We start from the raw sequence: 14,012 nt of genomic DNA, 5'->3' as shown, positions 1-14,012 counted from the left end.
ACGAGGAGCCCTCTTGCCAGACGAGGCCCAGCACCTGACCGCCGCCAAGCCCGAGTCCGCCTCGGAGCCCGCGGCCACGCCCGCGTCGCAAGCGCAGAACGACGCCCGCGGGCCGGTCGAGCACGACCGCTCCGCCCCCGTCGAGCAGCCGGCCGAGCAGCCCCGCCCCAAGCCGTCCGCGCCCGAGAGCCCCGCCGCCGCGTCCGGGGCCCGCCAGGCCGCCACGCCTGCCGCCCGCCCGGCCGCCGCTCAGCCGTCCGCCCGCTCCGGCTCCTCCAACCGCGTCCGCGCCCGCCTGGCCCGCCTCGGCGTCCAGCGCGTGAACCCGTACAACCCGGTCCTGGAACCGCTGCTGCGGATAGTGCGCAGCAACGACCCGAAGATCGAGACCGCGACCCTGCGCCAGATCGAGAAGGCGTACCAGGTCGCCGAGCGCTGGCACCGCGGGCAGAAGCGCAAGAGCGGCGACCCGTACATCACGCACCCGCTCGCGGTGACGACGATCCTCGCCGAGCTGGGCATGGATCCGGCCACCCTCATGGCGGGCCTGCTGCACGACACCGTCGAGGACACCGAGTACGGCCTGGACGATCTGCGCCGCGACTTCGGCGACGTGGTCGCCCTCCTCGTCGACGGCGTCACCAAGCTCGACAAGGTCAAGTTCGGCGAGGCCGCGCAGGCCGAGACCGTCCGCAAGATGGTCGTCGCCATGGCCAAGGACCCGCGGGTCCTGGTCATCAAGTTGGCCGACCGCCTGCACAACATGCGCACCATGCGCTATCTCAAGCGCGAGAAGCAGGAGAAGAAGGCGCGCGAGACCCTCGAGATCTACGCGCCGCTCGCCCATCGCCTGGGCATGAACACCATCAAGTGGGAACTGGAGGACCTCGCCTTCGCGATCCTCTACCCCAAGATGTACGACGAGATCGTCCGGCTGGTGGCCGAAAGGGCACCGAAGCGTGACGAGTACCTGGCCATAGTGACCGACGAGGTCCAGGCCGATCTGCGCGCGGCCCGCATCAAGGCGACCGTCACCGGCCGCCCGAAGCACTACTACAGCGTCTACCAGAAGATGATCGTCCGCGGCCGTGACTTCGCGGAGATCTACGACCTGGTGGGCATCCGCGTGCTCGTGGACACCGTCCGCGACTGCTACGCGGCCCTCGGCACCGTGCACGCGCGATGGAACCCGGTCCCCGGCCGGTTCAAGGACTACATCGCGATGCCCAAGTTCAACATGTACCAGTCGCTGCACACGACGGTCATCGGCCCCAACGGCAAGCCGGTCGAACTCCAGATCCGCACCTTCGACATGCACCGCCGTGCCGAGTACGGCATCGCCGCGCACTGGAAGTACAAGCAGGAGGCCGTCGCCGGTGCCTCCAAGGTCCGCAGCGACGCGCCCAAGTCGTCCGGCAAGGGCAAGGACGACCACCTCAACGACATGGCGTGGCTGCGGCAACTCCTGGACTGGCAGAAGGAGACCGAGGACCCGAGCGAGTTCCTGGAGTCCCTGCGCTTCGACCTGTCCCGCAACGAGGTCTTCGTCTTCACGCCGAAGGGCGACGTGATCGCGCTCCCGGCCGGGGCGACGCCGGTGGACTTCGCCTACGCGGTCCACACGGAGGTCGGCCACCGGACTATAGGAGCACGGGTCAACGGCAGGCTCGTACCGCTGGAGTCGACCCTGGACAACGGCGACCTGGTGGAGGTCTTCACCTCCAAGGCGGCCGGCGCCGGCCCGTCCCGCGACTGGCTCGGCTTCGTCAAGTCACCGCGCGCCCGCAACAAGATCCGCGCGTGGTTCTCCAAGGAGCGCCGCGACGAGGCGATCGAGCAGGGCAAGGACGCCATCGCCCGCGCGATGCGCAAGCAGAACCTGCCGATCCAGCGCATCCTCACCGGCGACTCGCTGGTCACGCTCGCGCACGAGATGCGCTACCCGGACATCTCCTCGCTGTACGCCGCGATCGGCGAGGGACATGTCGCCGCGCAGAACGTCGTGCAGAAGCTGGTGCAGGCCCTCGGCGGCGAGGAGGCCGCGAGCGAGGAGATCGACGAGACGGTCCCCTCCCGCGGTCGCAAGCGCCGCACCAGCAACGACCCGGGTGTCGTGGTCAAGGGCGTCGACGACGTGTGGGTGAAGCTGGCCCGCTGTTGTACGCCCGTCCCCGGCGACCCGATCATGGGCTTCGTCACGCGCGGCAGCGGAGTGTCGGTGCACCGCACCGACTGCGTCAACGTCGACTCGCTGTCCCGTGAGCCCGAGCGCATCCTCGAGGTCGAGTGGGCGCCCACCCAGTCCTCGGTCTTCCTGGTGGCCATACAGGTCGAGGCGCTGGACCGCTCGCGACTCCTCTCGGACGTCACGCGGGTCCTGTCCGACCAACACGTCAACATTCTCTCGGCGGCCGTCCAGACCTCCCGCGACCGCGTCGCCACCTCCCGCTTCACCTTCGAGATGGGCGACCCCAAGCACCTGGGACACGTCCTGAAGGCCGTCCGCGGGGTCGAGGGCGTCTACGACGTCTACCGGGTGACGTCGGCGCGAAGGCCGTAACCTACGGGACGGACGGCAGGAGCCGACGGGGACGGGGGAGTGGCATGGGCGGTCCTGGACGGGACGGATTAGCGGGCGGGGCGCCGTCGGTGGACGGCCGGCCGGACGCCTCGGTGGAGGCGTCGCCGCCCGCGGTGCCCGTCCTGGTCGCCGGGCGCTACCGCCCCGTCCGCTTCCTCGGCCGCGGCGGCATGGGTGTCGTGCACGAGGCGGAGGACACCCGGCTCGACCGCCGCGTCGCCGTGAAGATGCTCACCGCCGTCGAGGGGCTGGCCGGGGACAGTGAGGCATGGGACCGCTTCCGGCGTGAGGCCCGCGCCCTCGCCCGCATCGACCACCCCGGCGTCGTCACCCTCTACGACAGCGGGGTGCACGACGGCACCCCCTACCTCGTGATGCAGGTGCTCGACGGCACGACCCTGGCCGGTCTGGTGTCGGCCGCGGGACGACTGCCCACGTCCGTGGTGTGCACGGTGGCGTTCGGCATGGCGGAGGCCCTGGAGGCCGCGCACGCGGCCGGGGTCCTGCACCGCGACGTCAAGCCCACCAACGTCGGCATCACCCGCAGCGGACGTGTCGTCCTCCAGGACTTCGGCCTGGCCCGGCTGGCCGGCGAGGCCGCCATCACCCGCACCGGTGCCCTCGTGGGCACCCCGCAGTTCATGGCGCCCGAGGCCATGCGAGGCGTCCTGCCGGAGCGCGCCGCCGACTGGTACGGCCTCGGCGTCTGCATGTACCTCATGATCACCGGCGAGCTGCCCTTCGGCCCCACCGTCGACTTCGGCGCCATCATGGAACGGGCCCTCGGCGAAGGCGTCCCCCCGCTCACCGGGAGCCGCTGGGACTGCCCCGAGGACCTGTGCCGACTGGTCGACGACCTGTGCCGGCAGGACCCCGTACTCCGCCGCCAGGACGCCGAGACCGTCCGTGACGTCCTCCTGCCCCTGACCTACGGCGGCACGGAGGCCCTGGCCGGCCTGGCTACCGGCCGGGCACGCGAGGACGCCGTACGGGACGCCCGGGCGGTCCAGCGTTTCCCCGAAACCGCCGACCCGGACGAGGAGGCGCCCGAGTACCTGTGGGACGAGGCGGCCGTCCTGCCGTCGCCGCGGGACGCACCACAGGACCCCTTCCGGCCCGTCACCCTCAGCGACACCACCCGCAGGATCGTGCTCGGCAGCATGACCCCGCAGAGCGCCCTGTCCCGGCAGCGCGAGGCGGTCAACCTGGTGCAGCGCGGCCGGCTCCAGGAGGCGGCGCAGATGCTGGCGGTCGTCGTCCCGGTCTGCCTCTCCACGCTCGGCCCCGACCATCCGACGACCCTCACCAGCCAGTACTGGCACGCGGTCTGCCTGGCAAGGCTCGACGCCGGGCGCGACGCGATCGAACTCTTCTCCCGCGTCAACAGACGCCTGGCCCGACGAACGGACGGACACGATGACTGACCCCGGCCTGGGGATCTCGGCCTCCCTGGACGCCACCGGCACCGAGGACGACCTGCGCTCCCTGCTGCGCTGGCTGCGCGCGGACGAGAGCGTCGGCGTGCGGGCCGGCCTCGCCGCGGCCCCGCCGCCCCCGGCGGGCGGCATGGGCCCCGGCTTCGACATGCTCCAGTTCGCCGTCTCCGGCGGACTGTCCGCGGCCGCCCTCGTGGTCTCCGTCCTCCAGTGGCAGACCTCCCTGCGCCGGGCCCCGGCCGTCACCCTGCGCCGCGGCGGCGTGGAGGTCCAGCTCACCGCCCAGGCGGCCCGCGACGAAGAGACCGTACGACGCTTCGTGGCCCTCCTCGACGGCACGCCGCAGTCGAGTTCAACCGCAAGGACAACGACGTACAACAAGGACATGAAGGAAGAGGAGGAGGCGTAGCCGTGGACATCGACATCGAGTGCCCTGAGGGGCTTGGTGCGGGAGAAGGAGATCTCCCTTCGACCTGCTGGTCGAGGCGATCGAGTCGGCCCTCCTCCATCGCCTACCACCCGCACCGAGGGAAGCCGGAGGCGATGACGGCACTGCCTGACCCGGCGCGCTCGCGGGCCGTGCTCATCGGCACCGCCTCCTACCGCCACCTGCCCCAGCTCCCCGCCGTCGAGGCCGGCGTCGTCGACCTCGCCGCCGAGCTGTGCGACGCCACCGTGTGGGGGCTGCCCGTTCAGCACTGCACCGTCGTCACCGATCCGCTGAGCCCGCAGACCATCCTCGACCCCGTCTACCGGGCGAGCGAGGAGGCCACCGACACGCTGCTGGTGTACTTCGCCGGGCACGGCATGCGCGACGCCGACTCCGCCGACCTCTACCTCGCCCTCGGTGACTCCCGCGAACACCTCGGCTACACCGCCGTCGCCTACCAGCACCTGCGCACCGCCCTGCGCTCCGCCCGCGCCCGCCGCAAGGTCGTCGTCCTGGACTGCTGCTTCAGCGGCCGCGCCGCCCGAGCCCTGTCCGGCAGCGACGTCCTCGCCGCCGAGGCCGCCGTGGACGGGGCGTACGTCCTGACCGCCTCACCCCGTGACCGGATCGCCCTGGCCCCCGACGGTGAGCGCTACACCGCCTTCACCGGCGAACTCCTCACCGTCCTGCGGCACGGCGTAGAGGACGGCCCCGAGCTGATCGACCTCGACACGCTCTACCGCGTCCTGCTGGAACGCCTGCGCGCCAAGAACCGGCCACTGCCCCAGCACTCCCAGGAGAACGGCGTCGGACGGCTGCCGCTGGCCCGCAACAAGTCCCGCGCGGCCCGCCGCACGACCCCGGCGGGCCCGGTGCTGGCCGCCGACGTCCGCGCCGCCATGGTCTCCACCGGCCTCGCCGTGGCCCGGCTGCTGCGCGCCGAGGGCAACACCCGCGACGCCCTGCCCGTCCTGCGGCTCGCCCTCCAGGAACAGCAGACCGCCGGCGCCCAGGGCGACCTGCTCACCGTCCAGCTCGAACTCTCCGAACTCCTCGCCGAGACAGGCCAGGTCAAGGACGCCATCGAAGTCCTCGAACTCGCCTTCCAGCAGGTCCACAAGGTGTACGGCCCGGAGGCCGTCCTGGTCTGCCGACGCCTCGCCGACCTGCTCCAGGAGTCCGGCAACCACCTCCAGGCCTGCGAGGTCCTCAAGCACGCTCTGGACATCGGGGAACGGGGCGGCCCGGCCTGAGGCCCGGGGCGACGCCCGACGCTCCGGGCGGAGAACGCCGAACGCCCGGCCGTGGTCTCCCACAGCCGGGCCGCGAGGCCGCTTCCGACAGGCGGTGTCAGCCGCCGAACTCCTGAAGACCCTTGAGTGCCTGGTCCAGCAGCGCCTGACGGCCCTCCAGCTCACGCTCCAGCTTGTCGGCCCTGGAACCGTTGCCCTGGGCGCGCGCCTGCTCGATCTGGGCGCGGAGCTTGTCCACAGCCGCCTGGAGCTGACCGGTCAGACCCTCGGCACGCGCGCGTGCCTCCGGGTTGCTCCGCCGCCACTCGGCCTCCTCGGCCTCCTGGATCGCCCGCTCCACCGTGTGCATCCGGCCCTCGACCTTCGGCCGGGCGTCGCGAGGCACATGGCCGATGGCCTCCCACCGCTCGTTGACCGAGCGGAACGCGGCCCGCGCCGCCTTCAGATCCGTGATCGGGAGGATCTTCTCGGCCTCCTCGGCCAGCTCCTCCTTCAGCTTCAGGTTCTCCGTCTGCTCGGCGTCGCGCTCCGCGAAGACCGAGCTGCGGGCGGCGAAGAAGACGTCCTGGGCACCGCGGAAGCGGTTCCACAGGTCATCCTCGTGCTCGCGCTGGGCGCGGCCCGCCGACTTCCACTCGGTCATCAGGTCGCGGTAGCGCGCGGCCGTCGGGCCCCAGTCCGTCGAGCTGGACAGCGCCTCGGCCTCGGCGACCAGCCGCTCCTTGACCCGGCGGGCCTCCTCGCGCTGCGCGTCGAGCTGTGCGAAGTGGGCCTTGCGGCGCTTGGAAAACGCCGAGCGGGCGTGCGAGAACCGGTGCCACAGCTCGTCGTCCGACTTCCGGTCCAGGCGCGGCAGACCCTTCCAGATGTCCACCAGCGCCCGCAGCCGCTCACCGGCCGCCCGCCACTGGTCGGACTGAGCCAGCTGCTCCGCCTCCGTGACCAGGTCCTCCTTGGCCTTGCGGGCCTCGTCGGACTGCTTGGCCCGCTGCTGCTTGCGCTCCTCGCGGCGCGCCTCGACCGTCGCCACCAGCTTGTCCAGCCGGGTCCGCAGGGCGTCCAGATCGCCGACCGCGTGATGCGCGTCCACCTGCGCGCGAATGTGGTCGATGGCGACCTGGGCGTCCTTCGCGGACAGGTCGGTGGTCCGCACTCGCTTCTCGAGGAGGCCGATCTCGACAACCAGGCCCTCGTACTTGCGCTCGAAGTAGGCCAGCGCCTCGTCAGGGGAGCCGGCCTGCCAGGAACCGACGACCTGCTCACCGTCGGCCGTACGCACGTACACGGTCCCCGTCTCGTCGACGCGGCCCCACGGGTCGCTGCTCACAGCGCCTCCTCCACATGATGCCTCCGAGGGGCTTCGGCGCCCCTGGGCATCGTCCACAGTTTCGTCACGGCCAACATAGGCGACCGGCGGGTCGCCTGTCCGCATCCAGCACGACCGAAATTGGGCGGTTGACCGCCCTGTCATCAGGACTTGGTGACCGTCGCCTTGTCGATCACCACGGTCGCGTTCGGGGCACCGTCACCGGCGCCCGTGTTCTCGCCCGCGCCCGCGATCTTCTTGAGAACGGCCATGCCGGCCTCGGAAACCGTACCGAACGGTGTGTAGCTCGGCGGGAGCTGGCTGTCCTCGTAGACGAGGAAGAACTGGCTGCCGCCGCTGTTGGGCTGGCTGGTGTTGGCCATCGCGACCGTGCCGGCCGGATAGACGTTCGCCTTGAGGCTCGAGTCCTTCAGGTTCTCGTCCGGAATGGTGTAGCCGGGGCCGCCGCTGCCGCTGCCCGTCGGGTCGCCGCACTGGAGCACGAAGATGCCGTTGGTGGTGAGCCGGTGGCACTTGGTGTGGTCGAAGTAGCCTTTGCCGGCGAGGAAGTTGAACGAGTTCACGGTGTGCGGGGCCGCCGACGTCTTGAGCGCGACGTCTATGTCACCGCAGGTCGTGGCCAGCTTCATCGTGTACTTCGCCGACTTGTCGATCGTGACCGCCGGCTCCTTCTTCCACGTCTGCGTCTTGACCGCGCCCTCGGCGGGCTTCTCGCACGGGTCCTTGACGGCGCTCGGCGAGGGCGACGGGGTCGCCTCCGAGGCGGCGTTCGTCTTGTCGTCGTCCTTGAGGACGCCGGTCGTGTACAGCGCCAGACTGCCCACCAGGATCACGCCGAGGACCGACGCGATCACCGCGTTGCGCGCGCGGGCCTTGCGTCGCGAGGCCGTACGGCGCTGCTGCTGCCGCAAGAACTTCTCCCGGGCGAGCTGACGCTTGCGCTGTTCCTGGGTGACCACCGGGTTCTCTCCTCATGCGTCTCGTATGTCCACCGGTACGCGTGCGCCCAGTGAGCCGACCGCCTGCGTGTGCCCCGTACCGTATATGGGTTCGCTGAGGAAACGGCAGCGCCGGTAGGCTCTGACCACAGGCGCAGCCGCTCGCAAGCCACCCGTATCGACACAAACGAAGGACGATCGTGCTCATTGCCGGGTTCCCCGCCGGGGCCTGGGGGACGAACTGTTATCTCGTCGCCCCCGCCGCCGGTGAGGAGTGCGTGATCATCGACCCGGGCCACCAGGCGGCCCCCGGAGTCGAGGAGACGCTCAGGAAGCATCGGCTCAAGCCCGTCGCCGTCGTCCTCACCCACGGCCATCTCGACCACGTGGCCTCGGTCGTCCCGGTCTGCGGGGCGCACGACGTCCCGGCCTGGATCCACCCCGAGGACCGGTTCATGATGCGCGACCCCGAGAAGGGGCTCGGCCGGTCCATCGGCATGCCGCTGCTGGGCGAGCTGACCGTGGGGGAGCCGGACGACGTCCGTGAGCTGACCGACGGCGCGAAACTGCAACTGGCGGGTCTGGAGTTCTCCGTCGCGCACGCGCCGGGCCATACCAGGGGGTCGGTGACCTTCCGGATGCCCGAGATCGCGGACGTCCCGTCCGTCCTGTTCTCGGGCGACCTGCTGTTCGCCGGCTCCATCGGACGCACCGACATGCCCGGTGGCTCCATGGACGACATGCTCGAGTCGTTGGCCCGCGTGGTCCTTCCGCTCGACGACTCCACCGTGGTGCTGCCCGGTCACAACGAGCACACGACCATCGGCCAGGAACGCGCCACCAACCCGTACCTGCGGCAGGTGGCGGCCGGCCAGGGAGCCTCCGAGGCTCCCCGACGAGGAATGTGACGAGACCCCCGTGAGTACCTTCCAGGCCCCCAAGGGCACGTACGACCTGATCCCGCCGGACAGTGCTGTCTACCTGGCCGTCCGCGAGGCGATCGCCGCCCCGCTGCGCAACTCCGGCTACGGCTACATCGAGACGCCGGGCTTCGAGAACGTCGAGCTGTTCGCGCGCGGTGTCGGCGAGTCCACCGACATCGTGACCAAGGAGATGTACGCCTTCGAGACCAAGGGCGGCGACCGGCTGGCCCTGCGGCCCGAGGGCACGGCGTCCGTGCTGCGCGCCGCCCTGGAGGCCAACCTCCACAAGACGGGCAACCTCCCGGTCAAGCTCTGGTACTCCGGCTCGTACTACCGCTACGAGCGCCCGCAGAAGGGCCGTTACCGCCACTTCTCCCAGGTCGGCGCCGAGGCGATCGGTGCCGAGGACCCGGCGCTGGACGCCGAGCTGATCATCCTCGCCGACCAGGCCTACCGCTCCCTGGGGCTCAGGAACTTCCGCATCCTGCTCAACAGCCTGGGCGACAAGGAGTGCCGTCCGGTGTACCGGGAGGCACTGCAGAGCTTCCTGCGCGGCCTGGACCTCGACGAGGAGACGCTCCGCCGCGCGGAGATCAACCCGCTGAGGGTCCTCGACGACAAGCGCGGGGACGTCCAGAAGCAGTTGACCGGCGCCCCGCTGCTGCGCGACTACCTCTGCGACGCCTGCAAGGCGTACCACGAGGAGGTCCGTGAGCTGATCACGGCGGCGGGCGTGGCCTTCGAGGACGACGCGAAGCTGGTCCGCGGCCTGGACTACTACACCCGCACCACCTTCGAGTTCGTCCACGACGGTCTCGGCTCGCAGTCCGCGGTGGGCGGCGGCGGACGCTACGACGGCCTGTCCGAGATGATCGGCGGCCCCGCGCTGCCGTCCGTCGGCTGGGCCCTCGGCGTCGACCGCACCGTCCTGGCGCTGGAGGCGGAGGGCGTGGAACTGCGGCTCCCCGCCTCCACCAGCGTCTACGCCGTACCCCTCGGCGAGGAGGCCCGCCGCGTCCTCTTCACGAAGGTCACCGAACTGCGCAAGCTCGGCGTCGCCGCCGACTTCTCCTACGGCGGCAAGGGCCTCAAGGGCGCGATGAAGAGCGCCAACCGCAGCGGCGCCCGCTACACGATCGTCGCCGGCGAGCGCGACCTCGCCGAGGGCGTCGTCCAGCTCAAGGACATGCAGTCCGGTGAGCAGACGGCGGTCGGCGTCAACGAGATCGTGGCGGAGCTGGAGTCACGGCTCGGCTGAGCACACGCGCGCGGGGCGCCGTACATCTCCAGGGATGTGCGGCGCCCTTGCGGCGTCCGGGCTCCCGCGCGGTGCCGGGTCCGGCGGCTGTCCGGAACCGAACGCGCGCACCAGGTCTCACCTTCATCCTTATGTGGAGTGAACGGTGTGCACACGCGCGTGTGCGGCACAATGGCCCTGCCCGAAGAAGGTCCAGGTCTCAAGTGACGGAATCGGCGTGATGAGCAAGACGACAGTCAAGGACGTCTCCGCGGAGCCCGAGCCGCAGCGCGCCGGATCGGCCGCGCCGAGGACGGCCGGCGGCAGCCGGGCGCTGGCCCTGTTGCTGATGATCACCGGCGCGGCCGGACTGCTCGCCGCGTGGGTCATCACGATCGACAAGTTCAAGCTCCTCGAGGCCAAGGTCGAGGGCAAGACCTTCACCCCCGGGTGCAGCCTCAACCCCGTCGTCTCCTGCGGCAGCGTCATGGAGAGCGACCAGGCCTCGGTCTTCGGCTTCCCCAACCCGATGCTCGGTCTCGTCACCTACGGCATCGTCGTCGGCGTGGGCGTCAGCCTGCTCGCCGGCGCCCGCTTCCCGCGCTGGTACTGGCTCACCTTCAACGCCGGCACCCTCTTCGGAGTGGTCTTCTGCGCCTGGCTGATGTTCCAGTCCCTGTACCGGATCAACGCCCTGTGCCTGTGGTGCTCCCTGGCCTGGGTCGCCACGATCCTCATGTTCTGGTACGTGACCTCGTTCAACATCCGCAACGGCTTCCTGCCCGCCCCCCGCTGGCTCAAGAGCTTCTTCGGCGAGTTCACCTGGGTCCTGCCCGTGCTGCACGTCGGCATCATCGGCATGCTCGTCCTGACCCGCTGGTGGGACTTCTGGACCAGCTGACCCCTTCCGGGCCGGGCCTCCCGGCGGCCGTGGGGATTGTCGGTGCGGTGAACTAGGGTTTCAGCGTGGAGCCCGATCTGTTCACCGCCGCAGCCGAAGAACGCCAGGAGAAGGACCCCGCCGGGAGCCCCCTGGCCGTCCGGATGCGCCCGCGCACCCTCGACGAGGTGGTGGGCCAGCAGCACCTGCTGAAGCCGGGCTCACCGCTGCGACGCCTGGTCGGCGAGAGCGCCAAGGGCCCGGCCGGTCCGTCCTCGGTGATCCTCTGGGGGCCGCCCGGAACCGGCAAGACCACGCTGGCCTACGTCGTCTCCAAGGCCACCGACGCCCGCTTCGTCGAACTGTCGGCGATCACCGCCGGTGTCAAGGAGGTCCGTGCCGTCATCGACGGCGCCCGCCGCGCCGCCGGTGGCTACGGCAAGGAGACCGTCCTCTTCCTCGACGAGATCCACCGCTTCAGCAAGGCGCAGCAGGACTCCCTCCTGCCCGCCGTCGAGAACCGCTGGGTCACCCTGATCGCGGCCACCACGGAGAACCCGTTCTTCTCCGTCATCTCACCGCTGCTCTCCCGCTCCCTCCTCCTCACCCTCGAACCCCTCACCGACGACGACCTGCGGGGCCTGCTGCGGCGGGCCGTCACCGACGAGCGCGGCCTCAAGGGCGCCGTCGCCCTCCCCGAGGACACCGAGGCCCACCTCCTGCGCATCGCCGGAGGTGACGCCCGCCGCGCCCTCACCGCCCTGGAGGCCGCCGCCGGGGCCGCCCTGGACAAGGGCGAGACGGAGATCGCCCTCGCCACCCTGGAGGAGACGGTCGACCGGGCCGCCGTGAAGTACGACCGCGACGGCGACCAGCACTACGACGTGGCCAGCGCCCTGATCAAGTCGATCCGCGGCTCCGACGTCGACGCGGCCCTGCACTACCTGGCCCGCATGATCGAGGCCGGCGAGGACCCCCGGTTCATCGCCCGCCGCCTGATGATCTCCGCCAGCGAGGACATCGGCCTGGCCGACCCGGGCGCCCTGCCGATCGCGGTCGCCGCCGCCCAGGCCGTCGCCATGATCGGCTTCCCGGAGGCCGCCCTCACCCTCAGCCACGCCACGATCGCCCTGGCCCTCGCCCCCAAGTCGAACGCCGCGACGACCGCGATAGGCGCCGCCCTGGCCGACGTGCGCAAGGGGCTGGCCGGACCCGTGCCGGCGCATCTGCGGGACGGGCACTACAAGGGGGCCGCCAAGCTGGGGCACGCGCAGGGGTACGTCTACCCGCACGACCTGCCCGAGGGCATCGCCGGCCAGCAGTACGCCCCGGACGCCATCAAGGACCGCGAGTACTACGAGCCGACCCGGCACGGCGCGGAGGCGCGGTACGCGGACGCCGTGGAGTGGACCAGGAAGCACCTCGGTCGCAAGCGGGACTGAGCACCCTGTAAACTCGTCCGAAGTGCTGCGTCCTGTGCTGTCAGAACGGGACAGTCAGCCGGAGCCCGGTCGCTTTCGGGCCGGCTCCAGGAGCGTCGCGCACCTTCGAAGGTGTCGCGGGCAGCCCACCACCAACCGGGGTTCCGGTACAGGTCGGTGGGCCACTCGCGTGCTGCACGTATGTGCCCAGACCAGGGGAGCGGCTGCCCGACAGGTCCCACGCGGACCCGACGGGTTTCCCCGGCTGCGGATGCGACCTCCCTCGACTCTGACAAGCCGAAAATTTTCGAAAGTGAGAGATCGTGGCTAACCAGCCCCGTCCCAAGGTCAAGAAGTCGCGTGCCCTCGGCATCGCGCTGACCCCGAAGGCCGTCAAGTACTTCGAGGCCCGCCCCTACCCGCCGGGTGAGCACGGCCGCGGCCGCAAGCAGAACTCGGACTACAAGGTCCGTCTGCTCGAGAAGCAGCGTCTGCGCGCCCAGTACGACGTGTCCGAGCGCCAGCTCGTCCGCGCCTACGAGCGTGCCTCCAAGGTCCAGGGCAAGACCGGTGAGGCCCTGATCATCGAGCTGGAGCGTCGCCTCGACGCGCTGGTCCTGCGTTCGGGCATCGCCCGCACGATCTACCAGGCCCGCCAGATGGTCGTCCACGGCCACATCGAGGTCAACGGCCAGAAGGTCGACAAGCCCTCGTTCCGCGTCCGTCCCGACGACGTCGTGATGGTCCGCGAGCGCAGCCGCGAGAAGACCCTCTTCGCGGTCGCCCGTGAGGGTGGCTTCGCCCCCGACGGCGAGACCCCGCGCTACCTCCAGGTGAACCTCCGCGCCCTGGCCTTCCGCCTGGACCGCGAGCCGAACCGCAAGGAGATCCCGGTCATCTGCGACGAGCAGCTGGTCGTCGAGTACTACGCCCGCTGATCCTTCCGCGGCCGTAGGACCTCTGTGTCCGAACCCGCCGTCCCCCCAGCCCTTCCGGGCGGGCGGGGCGGCGGGTTCGCGCATGTCCGGGAGCGCCGCGGCGGCGCGGTCCGCGCCGCCCGTTAATCCGGTTCGGACCGGTACCGGCGGCGCGATAGGCTCGGTGCACAACTTTTCCGATGTACAGGCACGTTTCAGGGAGCGGGTGCGCAGTGTCCGGTGGAGAGGTGGCCGGCATCCTGGTGGCCGTGTTCTGGGCGATCCTGGTCTCCTTCCTCGCCGTCGCGCTGGCGAGACTGGCCCAGACGCTCAGGGCGACCACCAAGCTGGTCGCGGACGTGACCGACAGGGCTGTTCCGCTGCTGGCCGACGCGTCCGCGGCGGTCCGCTCGGCACAGACCCAGATCGACCGGGTCGACGCGATCGCCTCGGACGTCCAGGAGGTCACCTCGAACGCCTCCGCGCTCTCCACCACGGTCGCCTCCACCTTCGGCGGACCCCTGGTGAAGGTGGCCGCCTTCGGCTACGGCGTACGCCGGGCCCTCGGCGGCCGCAAGGAAGACGTGCCCGCCAAGGCGCCCCGACGCACCGTGATCGTGGGCCGGACCGTACCGGCCCCGCGGTGGGGCAAGCGGAAGAAGGACTGAG

The 14,012-nt window shown here is 70.8% G+C and carries 12 protein-coding genes; 10 read left to right on the top strand and 2 right to left on the bottom strand.

Going from position 1 to position 14,012, the window contains the following annotated elements:
• Window positions 1-13: 13 nt before the first annotated feature.
• The 4 genes from BM536_RS19575 to BM536_RS19560 all read left to right on the top strand — a co-directional run bounded on the left by BM536_RS19575 (window position 14) and on the right by BM536_RS19560 (window position 5,700).
• Entirely contained in the window at window positions 14-2,560 is a 2,547-nt protein-coding gene (locus BM536_RS19575) for a RelA/SpoT family protein (protein WP_094103273.1), read from the top strand.
• A gap of 89 nt (window positions 2,561-2,649) precedes the next feature.
• Window positions 2,650-4,005 (top strand): serine/threonine-protein kinase, encoded by a 1,356-nt coding sequence (locus tag BM536_RS19570; protein ID WP_073493621.1) that lies wholly within the window; start codon window positions 2,650-2,652, stop codon window positions 4,003-4,005.
• Window positions 3,998-4,426 carry an effector-associated constant component EACC1 gene (locus tag BM536_RS19565; RefSeq protein WP_094103272.1) on the top strand — a complete coding sequence of 143 codons (429 nt, stop codon included), beginning with the start codon at window positions 3,998-4,000 and terminating at the stop codon, window positions 4,424-4,426. The genes BM536_RS19570 and BM536_RS19565 overlap by 8 nt, the downstream gene beginning before the upstream one ends.
• 134 nt (window positions 4,427-4,560) lie before the next feature.
• A complete protein-coding gene (locus BM536_RS19560; RefSeq protein ID WP_094103271.1) occupies window positions 4,561-5,700 on the top strand; it encodes a caspase, EACC1-associated type in 1,140 nt (379 codons plus the stop codon).
• A 97-nt stretch (window positions 5,701-5,797) separates the two neighbouring features.
• On the opposite strand, the gene BM536_RS19555 is transcribed toward BM536_RS19560, so the two are convergent.
• Window positions 5,798-7,027: a DUF349 domain-containing protein gene (locus BM536_RS19555; protein ID WP_073497288.1), complete on the bottom strand. Its 1,230-nt coding sequence runs from the start codon at window positions 7,025-7,027 to the stop codon at window positions 5,798-5,800.
• A 143-nt stretch (window positions 7,028-7,170) separates the two neighbouring features.
• Entirely contained in the window at window positions 7,171-7,986 is an 816-nt protein-coding gene (locus BM536_RS19550) for a peptidylprolyl isomerase (RefSeq protein ID WP_073497287.1), read from the bottom strand.
• Between the two features lie 179 nt (window positions 7,987-8,165).
• On the opposite strand from BM536_RS19550, the gene BM536_RS19545 reads away from it, so the two are divergent.
• The 6 genes from BM536_RS19545 to BM536_RS19520 all read left to right on the top strand — a co-directional run bounded on the left by BM536_RS19545 (window position 8,166) and on the right by BM536_RS19520 (window position 14,011).
• On the top strand, window positions 8,166-8,873 hold the full coding sequence (locus BM536_RS19545) for an MBL fold metallo-hydrolase (protein ID WP_073497285.1): 708 nt from the start codon (window positions 8,166-8,168) through the stop codon (window positions 8,871-8,873).
• 10 nt (window positions 8,874-8,883) lie between these two features.
• On the top strand, window positions 8,884-10,146 hold the full coding sequence (gene hisS, locus BM536_RS19540; protein ID WP_073497283.1) for a histidine--tRNA ligase: 1,263 nt from the start codon (window positions 8,884-8,886) through the stop codon (window positions 10,144-10,146).
• Between the two features lie 220 nt (window positions 10,147-10,366).
• Window positions 10,367-11,026, top strand: a complete 660-nt coding sequence (locus BM536_RS19535) for a vitamin K epoxide reductase family protein (protein ID WP_073497281.1) — start codon at window positions 10,367-10,369, stop codon at window positions 11,024-11,026.
• Window positions 11,027-11,091: 65 nt separating this feature from the next.
• Window positions 11,092-12,447: a replication-associated recombination protein A gene (locus BM536_RS19530; RefSeq protein WP_094103270.1), complete on the top strand. Its 1,356-nt coding sequence runs from the start codon at window positions 11,092-11,094 to the stop codon at window positions 12,445-12,447.
• A 302-nt stretch (window positions 12,448-12,749) separates the two neighbouring features.
• Window positions 12,750-13,364, top strand: a complete 615-nt coding sequence (gene rpsD / locus BM536_RS19525) for a 30S ribosomal protein S4 (RefSeq protein ID WP_073497279.1) — start codon at window positions 12,750-12,752, stop codon at window positions 13,362-13,364.
• A 212-nt stretch (window positions 13,365-13,576) separates the two neighbouring features.
• On the top strand, window positions 13,577-14,011 hold the full coding sequence (locus BM536_RS19520; protein ID WP_073497277.1) for a DUF948 domain-containing protein: 435 nt from the start codon (window positions 13,577-13,579) through the stop codon (window positions 14,009-14,011).
• Window position 14,012 lies beyond the last annotated feature (1 nt).

This window comes from Streptomyces phaeoluteigriseus (assembly GCF_001896135.2).
Taxonomy (GTDB): Bacteria; Actinomycetota; Actinomycetes; order Streptomycetales; family Streptomycetaceae; genus Streptomyces; species Streptomyces phaeoluteigriseus.
Note: the sequence above shows the minus strand (reverse complement) of the source record. Positions and strands in the feature narration are given on the sequence as shown.